15 protein-coding genes and 4 tRNA genes are annotated in these 19219 nt (G+C 47.7%); 13 read left to right on the forward strand and 6 right to left on the reverse strand.

All coding sequences use genetic code 11. The annotated features are described in order from the left end of the window. The first annotated feature begins 2 nt into the window (after window positions 1-2). Both ACN081_RS02525 and ACN081_RS02530 read left to right on the forward strand, forming a co-directional pair. Complete coding sequence (locus ACN081_RS02525) at window positions 3-572, forward strand: asparaginase (RefSeq protein ID WP_419103056.1); 570 nt, start codon at window positions 3-5, stop codon at window positions 570-572. Further along, window positions 569-1270: a DUF3159 domain-containing protein gene (locus tag ACN081_RS02530; RefSeq protein ID WP_419106858.1), complete on the forward strand. Its 702-nt coding sequence runs from the start codon at window positions 569-571 to the stop codon at window positions 1268-1270. Before ACN081_RS02525 ends, ACN081_RS02530 begins: the two co-directional genes overlap by 4 nt. 84 nt (window positions 1271-1354) lie before the next feature. Here ACN081_RS02530 and ACN081_RS02535 read toward each other — a convergent pair whose 3' ends face one another. Continuing rightward, on the reverse strand, window positions 1355-2008 hold the full coding sequence (locus ACN081_RS02535; RefSeq protein WP_419103058.1) for a potassium channel family protein: 654 nt from the start codon (window positions 2006-2008) through the stop codon (window positions 1355-1357). 4 nt (window positions 2009-2012) lie between these two features. After that, a complete protein-coding gene (locus tag ACN081_RS02540; RefSeq protein ID WP_419103059.1) occupies window positions 2013-2702 on the reverse strand; it encodes a potassium channel family protein in 690 nt (229 codons plus the stop codon). 151 nt (window positions 2703-2853) lie between these two features. Between ACN081_RS02540 and ACN081_RS02545 the strand changes: the two genes are divergently transcribed. From ACN081_RS02545 to dxs, 5 genes are all read left to right on the forward strand, one after another. Further along, the gene (locus ACN081_RS02545; protein WP_419106859.1) at window positions 2854-4821 is read left to right on the forward strand and encodes an APC family permease; all 1968 of its coding nucleotides are present in this window, start codon (window positions 2854-2856) and stop codon (window positions 4819-4821) included. A 78-nt stretch (window positions 4822-4899) separates the two neighbouring features. Beyond that, window positions 4900-6348, forward strand: coding sequence for a class I SAM-dependent RNA methyltransferase (locus ACN081_RS02550; protein ID WP_419106860.1), 1449 nt, complete (start codon window positions 4900-4902; stop codon window positions 6346-6348). A 359-nt stretch (window positions 6349-6707) separates the two neighbouring features. Next, on the forward strand, window positions 6708-9392 hold the full coding sequence (acnA, locus tag ACN081_RS02555; RefSeq protein WP_419106861.1) for an aconitate hydratase AcnA: 2685 nt from the start codon (window positions 6708-6710) through the stop codon (window positions 9390-9392). A gap of 198 nt (window positions 9393-9590) precedes the next feature. Next, window positions 9591-10526, forward strand: a complete 936-nt coding sequence (locus tag ACN081_RS02560; RefSeq protein ID WP_419103063.1) for a DNA-methyltransferase — start codon at window positions 9591-9593, stop codon at window positions 10524-10526. Window positions 10527-10707: 181 nt separating this feature from the next. After that, window positions 10708-12687 carry a 1-deoxy-D-xylulose-5-phosphate synthase gene (dxs, locus tag ACN081_RS02565; RefSeq protein ID WP_419103064.1) on the forward strand — a complete coding sequence of 660 codons (1980 nt, stop codon included), beginning with the start codon at window positions 10708-10710 and terminating at the stop codon, window positions 12685-12687. A gap of 301 nt (window positions 12688-12988) precedes the next feature. Here the strand turns inward: dxs and ACN081_RS02570 are convergent, their stop codons facing one another. The 3 genes from ACN081_RS02570 to msrB all read right to left on the reverse strand — a co-directional run bounded on the left by ACN081_RS02570 (window position 12989) and on the right by msrB (window position 15198). Further along, window positions 12989-13417 carry a Rieske (2Fe-2S) protein gene (locus ACN081_RS02570; protein ID WP_419106862.1) on the reverse strand — a complete coding sequence of 143 codons (429 nt, stop codon included), beginning with the start codon at window positions 13415-13417 and terminating at the stop codon, window positions 12989-12991. Between the two features lie 33 nt (window positions 13418-13450). After that, the gene (locus ACN081_RS02575; RefSeq protein WP_419106863.1) at window positions 13451-14716 is read right to left on the reverse strand and encodes an HRDC domain-containing protein; all 1266 of its coding nucleotides are present in this window, start codon (window positions 14714-14716) and stop codon (window positions 13451-13453) included. Window positions 14717-14778: 62 nt separating this feature from the next. Next, a complete protein-coding gene (gene msrB / locus ACN081_RS02580; protein ID WP_419103067.1) occupies window positions 14779-15198 on the reverse strand; it encodes a peptide-methionine (R)-S-oxide reductase MsrB in 420 nt (139 codons plus the stop codon). A 215-nt stretch (window positions 15199-15413) separates the two neighbouring features. Here msrB and ACN081_RS02585 point away from each other — a divergent pair, with 215 nt between their 5' ends. Next, window positions 15414-16700 (forward strand): alpha/beta hydrolase family protein, encoded by a 1287-nt coding sequence (locus tag ACN081_RS02585; protein WP_419103068.1) that lies wholly within the window; start codon window positions 15414-15416, stop codon window positions 16698-16700. Window positions 16701-16782: 82 nt separating this feature from the next. Here the strand turns inward: ACN081_RS02585 and ybaK are convergent, their stop codons facing one another. After that, entirely contained in the window at window positions 16783-17280 is a 498-nt protein-coding gene (gene ybaK, locus ACN081_RS02590; protein WP_419103069.1) for a Cys-tRNA(Pro) deacylase, read from the reverse strand. Window positions 17281-17485: 205 nt separating this feature from the next. On the opposite strand from ybaK, the gene zapE reads away from it, so the two are divergent. The 5 genes from zapE to ACN081_RS02615 all read left to right on the forward strand — a co-directional run bounded on the left by zapE (window position 17486) and on the right by ACN081_RS02615 (window position 19218). Continuing rightward, window positions 17486-18526 carry a cell division protein ZapE gene (gene zapE, locus ACN081_RS02595; protein WP_419106864.1) on the forward strand — a complete coding sequence of 347 codons (1041 nt, stop codon included), beginning with the start codon at window positions 17486-17488 and terminating at the stop codon, window positions 18524-18526. Between the two features lie 209 nt (window positions 18527-18735). After that, window positions 18736-18808 (forward strand) — tRNA-Gly (locus ACN081_RS02600). A 47-nt stretch (window positions 18809-18855) separates the two neighbouring features. Beyond that, window positions 18856-18926 (forward strand) — tRNA-Cys (locus tag ACN081_RS02605). 25 nt (window positions 18927-18951) lie between these two features. Next, a tRNA-Val gene (locus ACN081_RS02610) sits at window positions 18952-19023 on the forward strand. 119 nt (window positions 19024-19142) lie between these two features. Beyond that, window positions 19143-19218: transfer RNA gene (locus tag ACN081_RS02615), tRNA-Gly, on the forward strand. Window position 19219: the final 1 nt, after the last annotated feature.

Below are 19219 nucleotides of genomic sequence, written 5' to 3' on the forward strand. Positions count from 1 at the left end.
AAATGGTGCCTACTGCGGCAGAGAATACTAGCCATGAGCAAGTTCTACGAAAACGCTTAGAACGTTACCCTGAGCGTTTTCGTGCACGTGTGGGTGGACGCGTTGTTCACGTAACGCTATCTGCCCCAACCGATCCACCGAGATACACTGCAGTACTTGAAGTGCGCCGTTCTAAGCCACTCGCCCCCTCTAACTATCATCAGCTAACGGGTATTCCCATTATTGAGGTCCTTGAAGAAGACTCTGATGACGAAACTCAAGAAGTAATCGCCGACGATGACTCTTCTGAAGAAACTCTTAGCGATGAAGAACATAACATTCCTCAATATCGTGTGAGCAGCTACCCCAAAACACCTGCCCCACTATATCCAGAGTTTCCGCCCCTTGCTGAAGGTGACTATCTCGAACTCATCTGGCACGGTCAACGCAACGTTCCAGGGATTGTTGCAGGTACCTATATTCGCTGTAGTGGGATGCTCTCTCAACGAGTGACGCCTCATCGGATGTATAACCCACGCTATGAGATTGTTCCATCACATGTTGCCTATGAAGAGAAACATAAAACACCATGAACCAAGAACAGCCCTCAGACTTTCAAGACCAAACCACTGAAACGACTCAGGGAAAACCTGTAAGTATCAGTACCGCATTAGAGCAAGCCGGTACCCACCTACGACGTAAAGACAACGGACACGTAGATATTCTTCACGCAGTGGGTGGCGTTCGAGGAATAGTTGAAGCAACCCTTCCAGGGGTAGCTTTTTTGATTCTTTTTACCACCACCAAAGAACTTTTTATTGCTTTAGCCTTTTCTTTAGGTGCGGCTGGTATCTTTGCGTTGCTTCGCCTGAGACAGCGGGGCACCTTGATTCAATCGTTATCTGGTTTCATCGGGGTTCTCATCTGCGCTGTTATATCGTATCGTTCAGGTAATGCCACAGAGTTTTATGCCCCAGGACTGTACATTAATCTGGTGTATGGTCTTCTTGTGGGCGGATCTGTGGTGGTTCGTTGGCCTATTCTGGGACTTTTCTACAGCTATATTCGTGGAGAACAAGGTCATTGGCGTCAACGTCCAGAACGTCTACGAGCTTATAATCGGGTAACTCTAATACTCTGCGCGATGTTTTTTGCGCGTCTTGCTGTGCAAGTTCCTCTGTACCAGATAGGCGATGTGACGGCTTTAGGTATTGCCCGTCTTCTGATGGGGATACCACTATACGCGGTGGTCTTATGGGCAAGCTGGATTATTTCTAAGCCTCAGCAATAAGTGACTTCTTGTAATCATCACCGTCTTTGAGAGAATAAAAACTCGTGTACATCTACATCGTACAGTTGTACACGAGTTTTCTTTTTAGCTAAAGAGGGCTTTAATATCTTCTTCTCCGTCGGCAGTAGTGATGAAGAATAGTTCGTCTTCGCCTTCGATGGGTTCATCGGGGCTAGGGGGACGAGGCACACCATCACGTAGTATGGCGGTTAGCGTGGTATCTTCTGGCCAGTGAATCTGAGATACCGTGTGCCCAATGATGGGGTGGTCTGAAGGGACTGTATATTCTACGAGCATGGCACCACCGGCTTGAAGCTGGAGCAACCGGACAACGTCACCGACTTCTACTGCTTCTTCAACTAGCGCTGTCATGAGCCGTGGAGTTGAGACTGCAACATCAACACCCCATGATTCGTCGAAGAGCCATTCATTTTTGGGATTATTGACTCGTGCGATGGTGCGTGGCACACCATATTCTGAACGTGCTAGTAGGGATACAACAAGGTTTGATTTGTCGTCGCCGGTGGCTGCAACAATAACGTCAGCGGTTTCGGGTTTGGCTCGACGAAAGACAGAAAGTTCACAGGCGTCACCGATAATCCATTGTGCATTGCGTAATTCGGAGCGCCCAATGACTTCGGGTTTCTTGTCAATAATGCGAACATTGTGTCCGTGTGCGGTGAGCTCTTTTGCAATGGAAGATCCGACGGAACCTGCACCAATAATGAGAACGTGCATTGTGTTATCTCCTGTCGTTTTCGTCGGTTGATTCTGCCGGTGGGGCAGCAAGAACTCGAGATATTTCACCGATGTCTTCAGTGCGCATCATCGCGTGGACGACATCTCCATGCTGATAGCTAGAGTCTGCACGCGGGAGGATACCTTCCCCGAAACGGGTGATATAGGCAATGCGAACCTGTGCGGCAGCTTCAATATCGGTGAAGGGTCGTCCTGCCCATTCTTCGTGGAGCTGTAGTTCTGCAAGAATAAGTCGGCCTGAGGCTTCTCTGAAATCTCCTGTCATGGTTTGTTCTGGCAGGATACGTCGTAGCACTTGGTCTGTGGACCATCGCACTGCGGCGACGGTAGGGATTCCGAGTCGTTGGAAGAACTCTGCACGGTTCGGGTCATTAATACGGGCAACGACGTGGGAGACACGAAAAGTTTCTCGAGCGACTCGGGACGCAAGAATATTCGAGTTATCCCCAGAGGAGACTGCAGCGAACGCATAGGCCTCTTCAATGCCAGCACGTTTGAGGGTTTCTCTGTCGAAACCTACTCCAGTAATTTTTTTACCAGAGAAGTCTTTACGTAATCGGCGGAAGGCTTGTTCGTCTTGGTCAATAACGGCAACAGTATGACCTGAATCTTCGAGGGTATGCGCAAGCATGACACCGACTCGACCTGCTCCCATAATCACAAAATGCGGCATATTTGTCTCCTCTAAAAGCCCTCGGCCATTTGCGTGCAACCTATAGCCTATTCTAGTTTTTGTGATGACGCTAAGCCTCTGAGGATGATTTTAGTGTTTTTTGGGCGGGGTAGCTGTTTTTTAATCTCTGAAATGGCTACTCTTAGAGGCTGTGAACAAAGTATGGGGACACATCAAACGTTCTATTTGGGGACGACCAACGCACCGAGCAAATGTGCGTTTTCTTGCGTTGCCTAAACGCCGTGCTTTTTCACTTTTTGGGGCAGATAGTGTTTCGTCGGTTGCTTACGCTCCAGACGAGATTATTCTTATGCTTTCTTTAACTGGTGCTGCGGGGCTTGTTTTTTCACCTCTTGTCGCTATTGGTATTGCTTTGACGTTGCTGATTGTGGTGGGAACATACCGTTATAACGTTAACCAGATTTCTGAGCATGGTGAATACGAGCTTGTCTTACACCGTTTAGGGCCGACTCCTGCTTTGGCACACGGCGCGTCTTCTATGGTGGATTATGTGCTGACTGTGGCTGTCGCAATATCCGCTGCTACTCACTATCTTTTGACGATTTTTCCTCATCTCGTGCCACACCAACACTATCTTGCAGCGTCGTTGGTTATTGCCGTGACTTGGTTGTGTATTCGAGGGCTTCGTTTTACAAGTAAAGCTTCAATGGTTCCAACCTACGCATTTTTGGGGATTCTTGCTTTTACCGGTGTGGTAGGCATCTACCAGTATTACACCGGTACGTTAGCGATGGCAGAAAGTAGCACCTATTATGTGATTCCTCGTGGTGGTTTAGAAAGCGTTGTGAGCGGTTTAGGGCTCGTTTTGTTATTGGCACGTGCCTTTTCCTCCGGTGCTGTTGCGTTGACTGGTGTGTCAACGATTAATAGTTCTGCGCAGTTTTTTGCGGCTCCCCAGAAACGTAACGTTGCTACTGTTTTGATGATTTCAGGGTTTGTCTCTTCAGCTCTTTTGCTGTTGGTGATGTTCCTTGTGCATGCTATTGGTGCGGTGGTTGTTCAAGAACCCGAAAAATATTTAATGGTTCAAGGACGTCTCGTTGGCGAGGGGTTCCGACAAAAACCGTTGTTGTATCAGGTCGCTGAAACGATTTTTTCGGGCTCTTTAGTACCTGTTCTTTTAGGGTGTGCAACGGTGGGTATTTTGCTGACTGCCGCATGTACTGCTTTCGCTGGTTTTCCTTTGCTGACTTCTTCTATCGCCGAGAATAAGTATCTGCCGGTGCAGATGAGAGCGCTTCATTCTGCTCGTCTTCACGCGAATTCGGTACTTGTTTTGGGTGCGTTGTCTGTGCTTTTGGTGTTTATTTTTGGTGCAGATATTAATGCGTTGATTCAGATGTATATTGTGGGGGTTTTTACTTCCATGTGTTTGACTCAGAGCGCTATTTTGAGGCATCGCTGGCAGCAGTTGCGTATTACTTTAGAGCGTTTTAAGCGGCGTAAGTTGATTCGTGATGTGTTGGTGACTTCTTTTGGTTTGGTCGTCACGGCAGTTTCGATGCTTGTGGTGCTTTTGACGAAACTGACTCAGGGCGCTTGGGTGAGCCTCATTCTTATTCTTTTGACGATGGGAATGATGACGTTAATTCGTCATCATTATGATTATGTAGATAAGGATTTAATGTTGTCTCAGGATGAAGAGTCATTAGAGCAGGCTCGTGCACTTCCTTCACGAGTGCACGCTGTGGTGTATATTCCTCGTTTGCGTAAGCCTGCTGCACGTGCTTTGGCGTATGCCCGTGCTTCTCGCGCTTCGACGATTAGCGCTGTTGCTATTAACGTCGCGGAGCAGAGCACGAAGGAGTTATTGAAGAAATGGGATACACTGGGTGTTCCTGTTCCGCTTACTATTTTAGATTCTCCATATCGTGATAGGGTCACTCCGTTGATTGAGTACATTCGGCAAAAGAAAGCTCAGTCTCCTCGCGATATTGTGGTGGTGTATTTACCGGAGTACGTGATTACTCGGTGGTGGGAGCGTTCTATTCATCGAAGAACGGTGCATAAACTTGCTCAACGTCTACGTCATGAGTCTGGTGTTGTTATCGCTCATGTTCCGTGGTCTGTCGGTCAAGAACAAGGAATCATTCAATAATGCTTGAGGCTAGGCACCTTTTATAGGGACAATACTTTAAAGTTGTTGGTGCTGGCTATTCATAAGACTAAGGACGCTATGAGCACAGTAGATTTTCATGTGGGTGCGATTTTTCGTGTACGACCGGAGCGAGTTGCTCACGGTGGGTTCTTTGTGGCGCGTCATCATGGGCGGGTTATTTTTGTTCGTCATGGTGTAGTCGGTGAGGAAGCAACGGTTCGAATCACGGGTATTGGACCGAAGGAGCGTTTTTTCTTTGCCGATGTTATCGCGGTTGAGTCGCCGGCGCCTGCCCGTCGTGATGGTGTGTGGGAGCCTGCAGATGCTCTAGTTGCTGCCCAAGAGGGCAGATTGCCGGTGGGCGGTATGGAGTATGCGCATTTATTACCTGCCGTACAGAGAGAATATAAACGTGAGATTGTTCGAGAACAGTTGATTCGCTTAGGTGCAATGGACGCTCAAAATCCTGTCCTTGAGAGCCTAATTGTGCAGGAGTTACCTGGGGGAGAGTACGGTACTCGTACGCGTATTCATTATTCGGTTACTGAGCAGGGGCGTATTGGGATGAGTCCTTATCGTTCTGCTGAGGTAGTAGCGGTGCAAGGATGCCCGCTAGAGGATGCTGCCATGGGGCAGTTACGTCTTCATGAGTTAGAGATTCCTGATGTTGCTCGGGTTGATGTTGCGGTGTCTTCAACGGATGAGCGGACGGTTCATTTTACTTTGCGTGATGGTGTATCTGTTGCCTCTGTGAAAGATGATCTTCTTGCGCAGTGCCAGATGTTGTGGTCAGATCTTTCTGGGGTGAAGCCTTCTATTCTTTGTTCTGCTGTTAACCGTTCTGGGGGGCCTTCGCAACCTGTGATTTTATATGGCCAAGAGACTTTGCATGAGTCGTTTGAGCTGTCGGGGCGTACTTATAAGTGGGAAGTTTCTTCTCGCGGTTTTTGGCAGAATCATCGTTGGGCGGCTCAGACTTTAGGTGCTGCTGTGTTAGAGGCTTTGCCGAGTTCTCTTAAAGGCGGCACGATTTACGATATTTATGCTGGCGCTGGTTTGTTTACCGCTCTTGCTGCTGATGTCGTGGGTGCTAAGGGAACTGTTTTGAGTGTTGAGGGGTCTGCGATAACTCATAAGAACGCTCGATATAATTTTGCTGTTCCAGATGGTTTTTCTCGTACTGATCGTTCTGCTAAAACTCATATTGAGGTGCGTCGTGGTGACGCTCGGAAGGTTTTGGAATCTACGGTACGTCAGGTGAAAGCGGGGGAGTTTAAGGCTCCTGATGTTGTTATTCTTGATCCATCTCGTGAAGGTGCTGGTCGTGGTGTCATCCGTCAGATTGATATCTTGGCCCCTGCGCGCGTTATATATATTGCGTGTGATCCTGCCTCTTTGGGGCGTGATACAGGGTATTTACGCGCTTTGGGTTGGCAGATGGTTCAGCTGAGTGCCTTTGACATGTATCCGAATACTCATCATGTGGAGTCTATTGCAGTCTTCGAAAAGACACATAAGGGTGAATAGTATCACATTTTGTGTATTTCTTTGATATTTTTATTCTAAAAGTCGCTCTATTAAATAATCAGAAGCTTTCGCATCCCTCGAAAACCGCTAGTTTTCAGGGGTGCGATTTTTTGTCTTGAAAAATATTTTTTGAAAAAAGACGTTCTATTTAGTCACGTTTCTTTTGCGAAAAACAACTTTGAGTGTGACACGGTACACTAGTCAATGATAAGAGTTAGTGTCAATGTGTCTCTAAGAATCGCATCACACCAGCACACAAACCACAGGTAGCGTCCACACACGCACTATCTGAAGGTAGAGAACGAACATAGAGACCACACCACACAAACTTTCCATAACAGTGTCGAGAGGAGTCCCACATGAGCACTGTGGATAGCTTTAGTTCCAAAGGCGCACTAGAAGTCAAAGGAACAACCTACGAAATCTATCGGCTCAACGCCGTCAAAGGTGCAGAAAAACTTCCATACTCACTGAAAGTTTTACTCGAAAACCTCCTACGCACCGAAGACGGTGCAAACATCACAGCAGAGCACATCCAAGCTCTCGCCCAATGGAACCCCAACGCAGAACCTAACACCGAAATCCAATTCACTCCTGCACGAGTCATCATGCAAGACTTCACCGGTGTTCCCTGCGTCGTAGACCTTGCCACCATGCGAGAAGCCGTTAAAGACCTCGGCGGCGACCCCAGCAAAATCAACCCACTAGCACCAGCAGAACTGGTAATCGACCACTCCGTACAAATTGACAACTTCGGAACATCCGAAGCTATCACACGCAACATGGACATCGAATACCAGCGCAACAGCGAACGCTACAAATTCCTCCGCTGGGGACAAGGCGCCTTTGACGACTTCAAAGTTGTCCCACCAGGAATGGGCATCGTCCACCAAGTCAACATTGAATATCTGGCACGTACCGTCATGGCACGAGAAGTCAACGGCACCCTACGCGCATACCCCGACACCCTCGTCGGAACCGACTCGCACACCACCATGGTCAACGGTCTTGGCGTGCTCGGATGGGGCGTCGGCGGTATCGAAGCAGAAGCCGCCATGCTCGGACAGCCCGTATCCATGCTGATTCCACGCGTCGTCGGATTCAAACTCACCGGCTCCATTCCCTCCGGCGCAACCGCAACAGACGTGGTACTCACCATCACACAAATGCTTAGAGAACACGGCGTCGTCGGAAAATTCGTAGAATTCTACGGTGAAGGCGTCAGCCAAGTTCCACTAGCTAACCGTGCAACTATCGGAAACATGAGCCCAGAATTTGGCTCCACCGCAGCAATGTTCCCCATCGACGAGGTAACACTAGACTACCTACGTCTAACCGGACGCACTGAAGAACACATCGCATTAGTCGAAGCCTACACCAAAGAACAAGGACTCTGGCACGACCCACGTCAAGAAGTTCAATACTCCGAGTACCTCGAACTCGATCTTTCTACGGTCGTACCCTCTATTGCCGGCCCCAAACGTCCACAAGACCGTATCGAACTCTCTTCCGCACGCGAACAATTCAGCAAAGACATCCACAACTACACCCAACCTGGCAAAGAACACCAAGAAGTTGAAGTGTCCATGGCTGACGGGCGTCACTTCACCCTTAAAAATGGTGCCGTCTGCATCGCCTCCATCACCTCTTGCACTAATACATCTAACCCCTCAGTGATGATGGCAGCCGGTGTCCTTGCACGTAACGCGGCAGCAAAAGGCCTCACCGCCAAACCTTGGGTCAAAACCTCTATCGCCCCAGGCTCTAAAGTTGTGACCGACTACTACGAAAAAGCTGGACTACTACCGGATCTCGAAGCACTAGGCTTCTATGTTGTCGGTTACGGCTGCGCCACCTGTATCGGAAACTCCGGTCCACTTGAACCAAAAATCTCCGAAGCCATCCAAGAGAACGACCTCTCTGTCACCGCAGTACTCTCCGGCAACCGAAACTTTGAAGGCCGTATCTCTCCAGATGTGAAAATGAATTACCTCGCTTCACCGCCGCTGGTTATTGCCTACGCGCTGGCAGGAAGCATGGAATTCGACTTCGAGAACGACCCACTCGGCCAAGACCACGACGGAAATCCCGTCTACCTCAAAGACATCTGGCCACACCCTGCTGAAGTCGAAAAAATCATTGCAGAAGCAGTCGACACCGAGATGTACACCAAAGAATACGGAACCATCTTTGACGGTGACGAACGCTGGCAATCTCTTGAAACACCTACCGGAAACACCTTTGACTGGGACGAAGACTCCACCTACGTGCGCAAACCCCCATATTTTGAGGGTATGAGCATGGACATCGAACCGGCTCAAGATATTATTGGTGCTCGCGTGCTCCTCAAATTGGGGGACTCCGTCACCACTGACCATATTTCTCCTGCTGGTTCTTTCGCCGCTGATACTCCTGCCGGGCAATACCTCATCAAAAATGGAGTAGAACGTAAAGACTTCAACTCTTATGGTTCTCGTCGCGGTAACCATGAGGTAATGATTCGAGGAACCTTCGCTAATATTCGTATCAAGAATCAGCTACTGGACGGCGTTGAAGGTGGATTCACCCGAGACTTCACTCGTGATGGTGTGCAAAGTACCGTTTATGATGCTGCACAGAACTACCAGCAAGCAGGTATTCCATTGGTTGTCTTAGGCGGTAAAGAATACGGTACCGGTTCTTCTCGTGACTGGGCGGCTAAAGGTACAACTCTTCTAGGAGTTAAAGCTGTGATTGCTGAATCCTTCGAGCGTATTCACCGTTCAAACTTGATTGGTATGGGTGTTCTTCCGTTGCAATTCCCTGACGGAGAATCACATGAGTCACTGGGCTTGGACGGAACAGAAACTTTCACAATTTCTGGTGTTGAAGCACTCAATGACGGAGTAACTCCACGAACTCTGACTGTTACGGCTACTGCTGAAGACGGTACCGATACCGTCTTCGACGCTGTTTTGCGTATTGATACCCCCGGTGAAGCAGACTATTACCGCCACGGTGGTATTTTGCAATATGTGCTACGTAACCTTGTGAGAGAAAGCTAAAGAACCTGATTCTTTTATCGCATTCTTGAGTGTTGCGTTTCTATAAGAGAAATCGCCAGCTCATGGTTTCTGTATCTCTCGGTATGAGATGGTGCTAAACCGTGAGCTGGCGATTTTTATTCCAAATTATATATTTTTTTAGATGAGCATTTGAGAGGAAAGAAAACGTCCTGCTCAAAACCTGTTAAGATAGTTTTTATGCTAAAACAACCCATCTGGAGCGCGGACTCACCGAATCTGGTGATACACGGGGATAACCTTAAAGTCATTGAACATCTGCCAGATGAGTCGTTTCAGCTCATCTACATTGACCCTCCCTTTAATACTGGAAAAGTTCAGAAGCGTCAGAGCCTGAAAACTGTGCGTTCTGAGGGCGGCAATAGAGTGGGGTATCAGGGGCAACGGTATCAAACCATTAAAGGAGATATCGCCAGTTACGATGACTCTTTTGCAGACTTTTGGTCTTTTCTTGAGCCTCGTCTGCAAGAAGCTTGGCGTCTACTTAAACCGGAGGGAACTCTTTACCTGCACCTTGATTATCGAGAAGTTCACTATGCAAAAGTTCTTTTAGACGGACTATTTGGCAGAGAATGTTTTTTGAACGAGATTATTTGGGCTTATGACTACGGTGCTCGGACTAAACGACGTTGGCCCACAAAACATGACAATATTTTGGTGTACGTTAAAGACCCTAAAAAATATTATTTTAATAACCAAGAAGTTGACCGTGAACCCTACATGGCCCCAGGGCTGGTCACTCCCGAAAAAGTTGCCAAAGGTAAATTACCTACTGACGTGTGGTGGCATACGATTGTTTCTCCCTCAGGGAGAGAAAAAACCGGTTACCCCACTCAAAAACCTTTAGGTGTTCTACGTCGGATTATTCAAGCCAGTAGCGCGGAGCACGACTGGGTTCTTGACTTCTTTGGGGGAAGCGGAACGACTGGTGCCGCCGCATGGGAACTGAACCGTCGTTTTGTTCTCATCGACCAGAATAAACAAGCAATTGACGTAATGCAGAAACGTTTTGAAAACTCTCCACCTGCTGAACCGTCATCGCAAGAGGCTGTGCCTGCTCCTGTGCGTTTTACGGTATTTCGGCAACGGCCAGTTCGCTTAGTAGACCGAGCATAGAAGAACGGTGCTTGAGCATGGTAAGCAAATAACGAACTATTTGGTGGCTTTAGTGTTCATAAATCGATGTAGCCTTACCACAACGGGTATCCTTGTATAATTATTGTTTCTATTTCGGGCCTCGTCTAAGGCACTGTGAACTAGTGCAGATACGACCTATCGGTGTTTAAAGGAGAGCAAGATGGGACTACTAGAGAATATCTCTTCCCCTGAAGATTTGCGGAGCCTATCACAGGATCAGATGAATACACTGGCTCAAGAAATTCGTGAATTCTTAATTAAACACGTTGCCCAAACTGGTGGACATCTTGGACCTAATCTTGGTGTCGTCGAATTAACCCTCGGTATTCATCGGGTCTTCAACTCTCCTGAAGACTCCATTATTTTTGATACAGGGCACCAATCTTATGTTCATAAGCTCGTTACAGGACGTCAAGACTTTCAGACTTTACGCCAAAAAGGCGGTTTAGCCGGATACCCCGACCGTTCCGAATCTATTCACGATATTGTTGAGTCTTCTCATGCCTCATCTTCTTTGAGCTGGGCAGACGGTATTTCTCGGGCTCACGCACTCCAAGGAAAATCAGAACACTATACAGTAGCTCTTATTGGCGATGGTGCTCTCACCGGTGGTATGGCGTGGGAAGCCGTGAATAATATTGCGGCCGATAAAAACCGCCGTGTAGTCATCATTGTCAACGACAACGGACGTTCTTACGCGCCTACTGTTGGTGGCTTCGCTAACCATATGGCAGAGCTACAGCAAGAATTTCAAAAACATCTAGATTCTGTTCGACTAGATCGCCGCTATGACCGTACTCTCGATAAAATGCGTCGCGGGCTGCAATCTACAGGTCCTCTGGGTCAGATGCTCTACCGTGGTTTACACGGAATGAAAGCCGGACTAAAAGACATCGTTGTTCCTAACGGACTCTTTGAAGACCTCGGCATGAAATACGTTGGTCCCATTGACGGACACGACCAAGAAGCTGTTGAACAAGCACTCAAATCTGCTAAAAACTTTGCTGGTCCGGTCATCGTCCACGCGATTACCGAAAAAGGTCACGGTTACGCTCCTGCTCGTGCCCATGAAGATGACCAATTCCATGCTGTTGGAAAAATTGACCCGAACACTGGTATGCCGTTATCTTCTTCTGGCGGTCAGTCTTGGACCAGCGTTTTCGCTCAAGAGATTAAAGATATTGCAGACGAACGTGAAGACATCGTAGGTATTACGGGAGCGATGCTCATTCCTGTCGGACTCAAACCGATGGCACAAGCACACCCTGAGCGTGTAATTGACGTTGGTATTGCTGAGCAACACGCTGTTGCAATGAGTGCGGGGCTAGCCTATGGCGGTTTACACCCGGTGATTGCACTTTATGCGACATTCCTGAACCGCGGTTTCGACCAGCTTCTCATGGACGTTGCTTTGCATAAAGCGGGCGTAACCATTGTGCTCGACCGCTCTGGGATTACCGGTCCTGACGGTCCAAGCCATCACGGCATGTGGGATTTAGCATTATTACAGTTTATTCCTGGTTTGTATTTGGCTGCTCCTCGAGATGAACTTACTTTACGAGAAGAACTACGTGAAGCTGTCAATATTAATAATGCACCGACAGTGATTCGCTACCCTAAAGGTAATGTGGGAGAGCCCATTGCTGCGATCGAACGTTGTGAAGACGGTGTAGACGTGCTGGCACGTAACGGTGACCGTGATGAGAGAACTGGACAACGCGACGTACTGATTGTTTCAGTAGGTGCGTTAGCTCCATTAGCTTTGGAAGTATCTGAAGCATTGGCTCAAGCGCAGGTGACAAGCACCGTAATCGATCCTCGATGGGTCATGCCTGTTGCTGATTCTGTTGTAGAAGCGGCTCGGGAACACCGCATTGTGGTAGTGCTTGAAGACGGTGTTCGTGCTGGTGGTGTGGGCGCAAGAATCCGCCAGGTGATGCGCTCGCATGGAGTGGATACTGCCCTCAATGAGGTAGGTTTGCCGGTTGAGTTTATTGCTCATGCTTCGCGTGGAGAAATTTTTGAAGACGTCGGTTTAACCGTTGAGAAAATTACTGCCGATACTTTAGCTCAGCTTGCTGGGCAGATGGTTCCTTATGCTCGAACTAAGGGTGAGAAACCTAACCACGCAAAGAAATAAAATGAAGATACGGTGTTAAAAGCTCTTGGGGTGTTGGGGTACCAAAAAAATTTTTTGGTACCCCAACACCCCAAGAACGTTAAACGCTACGAGAAATTATCCGAAGATGTTGACGATGTCGCCAATGAATTTGAGGATAAGGGTAGCTACCTGAATAATCTGGTTGAAAATCTCCATGAGGGTGACCTTTCCGAAAATAATATGTTGTCGGCAATGAGAACAGGTGTGAGATGAAATACGTCACTCACAGAACCGAATATATCATTAGAAAGTGTCTCTGGCTAGAGGTAATAATAATTTATTAACCGACGAAGATTCTTCCGTCCTTGACCTCTGTCTTATATTCAGGAAGCGGTGTAGGGGCTGGACCACCAGTGACAGAGCCATCTTTAATGGAAAAATGTGACGCATGGCAGGGGCAGGCAATAATGGTTGTTTGGACGTTCAGCTGGCAACCTTGGTGGGTGCACGCTGAACTAAACGCCTTAAAAACACCTTCTTTCGGTTGGGTGAGCATCACTGTTATACCCTCGGCTGTTGCTTTATATGCACCGCCGAGAGGAACATCAGATACTGCAGCCATATCGGTTGGTTTTTGAGGGCCTTCTGCCACCTGAGGTTGTGCATCTTCTTGAGAGCATCCGCTCAATGCTAAACCTGCACTGCCGACGCTCAGACCGCCGAGTACGGTACGGCGGTTCATCCCTTTGTTGTGGGGTACACCTGACATGATTTCTTCCTAAAATAGTGTGAATAACGGGTTTTATGGTGTGTGAAACTTTTCAAATAACGGTAGTAAGACTGGCATAGTGAGCTGAACCTGCCACGGGCGGGCATCAAGTGCGATGAGTCCGTCTTTGAGAGATTCTGCTGAAATCTCACGCGGCATATCCCAACAAATTTTACGTAGTGTATTGGGAGCCAAAATATTATTGTGCGGAATATTTACATCTTCAGAGAGCTGGTTAATAGCAGCTTTCGCTTCTTGAATGAGCTCTAAAGACAGCGGGCGACGACATTCCCATGACTTTAGTGGGGGTGGACCTTGCGAGGGAATGGTGAAAGGAACATAGTCTTTTTCTTGATGTGCTCGAGCGATAGCGCGTATCCAGCGTGGTGCTTCACGTGCTAACGCTCGTGTTTGGAATCCTGCAATTTTGAGTAATTGGGGGACGGTTCTAGGCATCTGTCGCGCTGCCTGAACTAGTGAAGCATCAGGAAGAAGACGCTTAGGTGCGATGTCTTTACACTTTGCAAGGTGCTCTCGTTCGTGCCAGAGGTTACGTAGAACTGTTAGTTGGCTTTTGGTCGAAAGCTCGTGAATACCCTTCGTTTTACGCCACGGGTCACGTGGTTTTTGAGGGTGGTTAGTACGGACAATATAGTCGAATTCTTCGAGAGCATATTGAAGTTTCCCTTGAGAGATGAGTACCTCTTCGAGAGCATCTCGTAAATCGACCAAAATTTCAACATCTAAGGCGGCGTAGACTAACCATTCCTTAGGTAATGGGCGAGAAGACCAATCTACTGAGGAGTACTCTTTTTTGAGGGTATAGCCTAAAAGCTGTTCAACCATAGATGCTAAACCGACTTTTTGGTATCCAGCTAGGCGTGAAGCGAGTTCAGTATCAAAAATACGTTGGGGGATTAGCTCTAGTTCTCTAAGGCAAGGGAGGTCTTGAGTGGCGGCATGAAGTACCCATTCTTGCGGTGCAAGGAATTGATAGAGAGGTTCTAAATCTATGGGGGCTATGGGGTCGATAAGAACCGGTGCTGTTCCTGCACGTTTGAGCTGTATGAGGTATGCACGTTGACCGTATCGAATACCTGAAGCTCGTTCAGTATCGATAGCGACGGGTCCTGTGAGCGCGTCGAGTCGTTCGATGGCGCGTTGTAACGCAAGTTGTGTGGTGATTACAGGAGGAACGCCGCTTACTGGGGCTTCTAATAAGGTAGGTGTCGTTGATGAGGGGGATGAACTTTCTGCACAGCTATTTGCTGTGGTGTGTGTGCAAAACTCATCTAACAAAAAATCACTACCTTGTGTATGTTCGCTCAGGTGCGGGTGTCGTTTATAGATTATTGTCTATTCTAATCTGTTGTTGTGGGTGCAAACGATAAACAGAGGGAGTTAATGCAGTATCGTTGGTCTGTTGGAGTGTTGTATCCCTCACCTTCAAAGACGTGTCCAAGGTGTGAATCGCATGCTGCGCATCGTACTTCAATGCGTTCCATTCCGAGAGAATAATCTTTGATGTAGCGGATTCGATCTTCTGCTAAAGGGCTGAAAAATGAGGGCCAACCACAGTGCGTCTCAAACTTTTCATTGCTGCGAAAGAGCTCTGTCTTACATGCTTTGCACGAATAGATGCCCTCATCTGTGTGGTTCCAATATTCTCCGCTGAAAGGGCGTTCTGTTCCGCCTTGACGTAATATTCTGTACTCTTCGGGGTGTAGTACTGTTTTCCAGTCTTTGACGATTTTTCCGACTTCAGGGTGTTCAGTGTTCATGATGTCCTTGTCTATTTGTTGTTGTACGGTGGTAGTCACCTGAATTTTACTCGTTCTACCTGCTCAAATGTGGTGGCTTATGTTGGTCTTGTCGAACAAAAAGAATAGAACACTGTGAGAAAGATAACCTAAAGTGGATTGATGTTCGGGTTTGTCACTTATGATTAACACGGTAATTAGTTGAACCAGCGAAACCAACTAAGAGCGGAGGAAATATGACCGACTCTCAAAAACAAGAACTAGCCATATCAGATAGCTCACTACTACTTATCAGTGGTGTTGCGCGCAAAGCAGCACGAACGGGTGCGTTAGCAGGTGCTGCTATTACCGCTACCGGTATGTTGTCAGCTGCTGCATTGTCTACCTACTTTGCACGACAAGTGGTGGTGCCGCCTACCAGACCGGAAGAGAACCTTAAAGTTTTTTCTGTTGGTTATCCTGTAGAACCACGACGAGAAGACGAACATCCTACTACTATCACTCTTAACGCGACACCAGCTACACGAGCACCCGGTGAATACGGCCTCTATTTCGACGGTGGTACACATTTTGCTCATCTTGGTGAAGTGCTTTCTTACCAACCATATGAAGAAAAAGTGGTTCGTCGTGTCATCTCCGTTGAATCTGGTGATTTATCAAAAATTGTTCGAGGGCGACTTTCTGGCGTTATTGCCCGAACACCAGAAACTGCGGGGTATCGTGCTGAAGAAATTACCCTCAACTTACCGGTAGGTGAAGCTCCTGCTTGGTTGGTTCACCCTCAAGCAAGTTATCGCGATTATCCTCAAGAGTCGACCCCTAAACCTTCTACGACATGGGCTATTATGGTTCATGGTATGGGTGTAACTCGTGCAGAGACTTTACGCGCGCTTGAGGCAACTCAAAGTCTAGGGCTTACCTCTTTGCATATCTCATATCGTAATGATCGTGACGCTCCGCCTTCAGACGACGGCCGCTATGGTTTAGGGTTTACTGAATGGCAAGATGTTGATACTGCCATTGAATATGCTCTAGAACATGGTGCTCAAGACGTTGTCCTCTTCGGATGGTCTATGGGTGGTGCAATTAGTTTGCAGACTATGGATAGAGCACGTCATCGTCGTGCAATTAAGGCTCTTGTCTTAGACGGACCGGCTATTGATTGGCTTCAACTCATCGAGTACCAAACAAAATATAACCGTCTGCCATTGCGTATCGGAGAGCTAGGTGTCTCGATGATTTCTAAACCTGCTCTAAATATCTTTACCGGACTTAAACGCCCAATTGAGCTATCGAAGATGTCGTGGACTCGCCGCCCCGGTGATATTCGAGTCCCAACTCTGATTTTGCATTCTTTGGATGACACATATGTTCCAGCATCTAGCTCTCAAGAGATTGCCATGAAATCTCCGTTAGTGGACTTTATCCCGTTCTTTGGAGCAACGCATACACGTGAGTGGAATGTTGATCCTCAAAAATGGACGAATACTGTTATTGATTGGCTAAAAATTCGTCTCGGATAGTTGTTCCTCTGCGTCGCTGTTATCGAAGGTGGGTGTTTGTTAGGAGGGCAAACACCCACCTTTTTGTTGCATTGCGGGGATATTAGGAGAGAGCAATTTTGGCGTAGGTGCCGTTTGTAATAGCTAATAAGTCTTGTGGGCTTAGCTCAACGTCTAGACCGCGTTTACCGCCAGAGACAAGTACTGTTGCAAAATCTTCAGCGCTGCTATCGAGTAATGTGGGATGCGCTATTTTTTGCCCGATAGGGGAGATTCCACCAACAACATATCCGCTACGACGTTCTGCAATTTTTGGGTCTGCCATAGTCGCATTTTTCCAGCTGAGAGCTGCTGCTGCCGCTTTAAGATTGAGTTTTCCGGCAACGGGTACGATACAGACGGCATAGTTGTTATCGTGGGCAATCATGAGGGTTTTAAAAACTTGTTGTTCGCTTCGACCTAAGGCTGTAGCAGCTTCTAAACCGAACGAGGTCTCGCCCTCACGATGTTCATATTCTCGTGGCTCAAAAATAATTCCAGCTTGGCTAAGTGCTTGTAACGCTGCGGTAGCTGTTGCTACGTTTTTCTTTTTCTTTGCCATGATTTCCGTACTATGACTTTCTGTGTTGTGGTGCTTACTTGGTATCTACCCTAGAAATGAGAGAGTGCTTTATCAAGAGTGCTATGAGGTAATGCGGGTCATAGTTGGGTTTTTAATGAGGTAAGGAATTACACTGGTTGAGAACTTAAAACAGCATGACAACGATGTTGCTGTTTCCAAGCCAAGTTTTCAAGGAAGATACCCCATGGCTTCATATACGCACCTGATAGAACGTCGCCCAAATGTTTCGGCACAAGAACTACTTGCAGGATTTCGCCCTTCAGAGCGTTTTGGTGAGGTGTCTTTTGACACGTACCGCCCAGACCCCAGTCAGCCAAGTCAGGCTCAGGCAGTAGAGACCTTGCGTGCTTTTTGTGCTACGGTAGCACCTACTCAAAAGAGCGGAGGATTTTTCTCGCGGCTTTTTGGGTCTTCCTCCTCATCTTCACAGAAGAAAACTGGCATATATCTTGATGGTGGTTTTGGTGTCGGTAAGACCCACCTTTTAGCCTCTTTGTGGCACAGTGTTGAAGGCCCAAAGGCTTTTGGCACTTTTGTGGAGTATACGAACTTAGTAGGGGCTTTGGGGTTTCGTTCTACAGTGGATGCGCTGAGTTCTTATCGTCTGGTGTGTATTGACGAATTTGAGCTTGATGACCCGGGCGATACGGTGTTGATGTCTCGTTTGATGCGTGAACTATCTGATGCTGGTGTTCGTTTGGCGGCAACATCGAACACTTTGCCTGGAGCTTTGGGGCAAGGGCGTTTTGCTGCGGCTGATTTTAAGCGGGAGATTCAGGTTCTTGCTGAACAATTTGATGTGTTACGGGTAGATGGTGAGGATTATCGTCATCGTGGTTTACCTCAGGCGCCTGAGCCTGTTGTGTTGGGTGCTGAAGAGTCTTGTGCTCAGCAACGTTTTAGCGGGAGCGATGTAGTTGCCTGTGACGATTTTTCTGCGGTTATTGAGCATCTATCGGTGGTTCATCCTTCGCGGTATCGTCAATTATTAGATGGTCTTAGCGGTATTGTGTGGAAGAATGTTCAGACGATTACGGAACAGTCAGTAGCTCTTCGTTTCGTTGTTCTTGCTGACCGTCTTTATGACAAGGATTTGCCGATTATCTCTTCGGGTGTTCCTTTTGACCAGGTGTTTACGGAGGAGATGATGAATGGTGGATATCAGAAGAAGTATTTTCGTGCGGTGTCACGTTTAACGGCGTTGGCTCGTGAAGGAAATGGTTAAGGTCGCTACCGCATACACCCAAAATGTGATGTATTGCACGACATGAAATATGGGGGTATTTGTGGTGTAAAAACTCTAAATACCCCTGTTTTCCCTTGAAAACACGGGGAACGTGGCGTGTTGTGTGGCGATTTGGCAAGAGCGAAAAAAGTGTGTAAAGTATTTACCTGTCAAGCCGAACGCAAGATGTTTTGTTGAGGTGTTGATATGCGGTTGTAGCTCAGTTGGTAGAGCACCACCTTGCCAAGGTGGATGTCGCGAGTTCAAGTCTCGTCAACCGCTCGCATGATGCTTATAAAGAGCACACGCCCTAGCTTCTAGCAAGGCTCGGTGAGGTGGTCGAGTGGTTAGGCAGCGGCCTGCAAAGCCGTGTACGCGGGTTCAAATCCCGTCCTCACCTCGCAGACATTATTTATAATGTTTAAGCGCGATTAGCGCAGCGGTAGCGCGTTTCCCTGACACGGAAGAGGTCACTGGTTCGATCCCAGTATCGCGCACAAAATAACCCCAGTTCTTAAAGGAACTGGGGTTTTGTGCTACCTGTAAGAAATACTCAGAAGTTGCAAAAAACAGTTTGCACAATACGTTTTTTGTGTGTATAGTATTTACTCGTTGCGCGGTTGTAGCTCAGTTGGTAGAGCACCACCTTGCCAAGGTGGATGTCGCGAGTTCAAGTCTCGTCAACCGCTCCAA

The organism is Rothia sp. P13129, assembly GCF_048512865.1.
GTDB lineage: Bacteria > Actinomycetota > Actinomycetes > Actinomycetales > Micrococcaceae > Rothia.

Coding starts and splice junctions, on each gene's coding strand:
- ACN081_RS02570 (WP_419106862.1), bottom strand. CDS start 13,417: ATGTCAGGTGTACCCCACAACAAAGGGATGAACCGCCGTACCGTACTC.
- ACN081_RS02560 (WP_419103063.1), top strand. CDS start 9,591: ATGCTAAAACAACCCATCTGGAGCGCGGACTCACCGAATCTGGTGATA.
- ACN081_RS02550 (WP_419106860.1), top strand. CDS start 4,900: ATGAGCACAGTAGATTTTCATGTGGGTGCGATTTTTCGTGTACGACCG.
- ybaK (WP_419103069.1), bottom strand. CDS start 17,280: ATGGCAAAGAAAAAGAAAAACGTAGCAACAGCTACCGCAGCGTTACAA.
- ACN081_RS02535 (WP_419103058.1), bottom strand. CDS start 2,008: ATGCACGTTCTCATTATTGGTGCAGGTTCCGTCGGATCTTCCATTGCA.
- dxs (WP_419103064.1), top strand. CDS start 10,708: ATGGGACTACTAGAGAATATCTCTTCCCCTGAAGATTTGCGGAGCCTA.
- ACN081_RS02585 (WP_419103068.1), top strand. CDS start 15,414: ATGACCGACTCTCAAAAACAAGAACTAGCCATATCAGATAGCTCACTA.
- msrB (WP_419103067.1), bottom strand. CDS start 15,198: ATGAACACTGAACACCCTGAAGTCGGAAAAATCGTCAAAGACTGGAAA.
- zapE (WP_419106864.1), top strand. CDS start 17,486: ATGGCTTCATATACGCACCTGATAGAACGTCGCCCAAATGTTTCGGCA.
- ACN081_RS02525 (WP_419103056.1), top strand. CDS start 3: ATGGTGCCTACTGCGGCAGAGAATACTAGCCATGAGCAAGTTCTACGA.
- ACN081_RS02540 (WP_419103059.1), bottom strand. CDS start 2,702: ATGCCGCATTTTGTGATTATGGGAGCAGGTCGAGTCGGTGTCATGCTT.
- acnA (WP_419106861.1), top strand. CDS start 6,708: ATGAGCACTGTGGATAGCTTTAGTTCCAAAGGCGCACTAGAAGTCAAA.
- ACN081_RS02530 (WP_419106858.1), top strand. CDS start 569: ATGAACCAAGAACAGCCCTCAGACTTTCAAGACCAAACCACTGAAACG.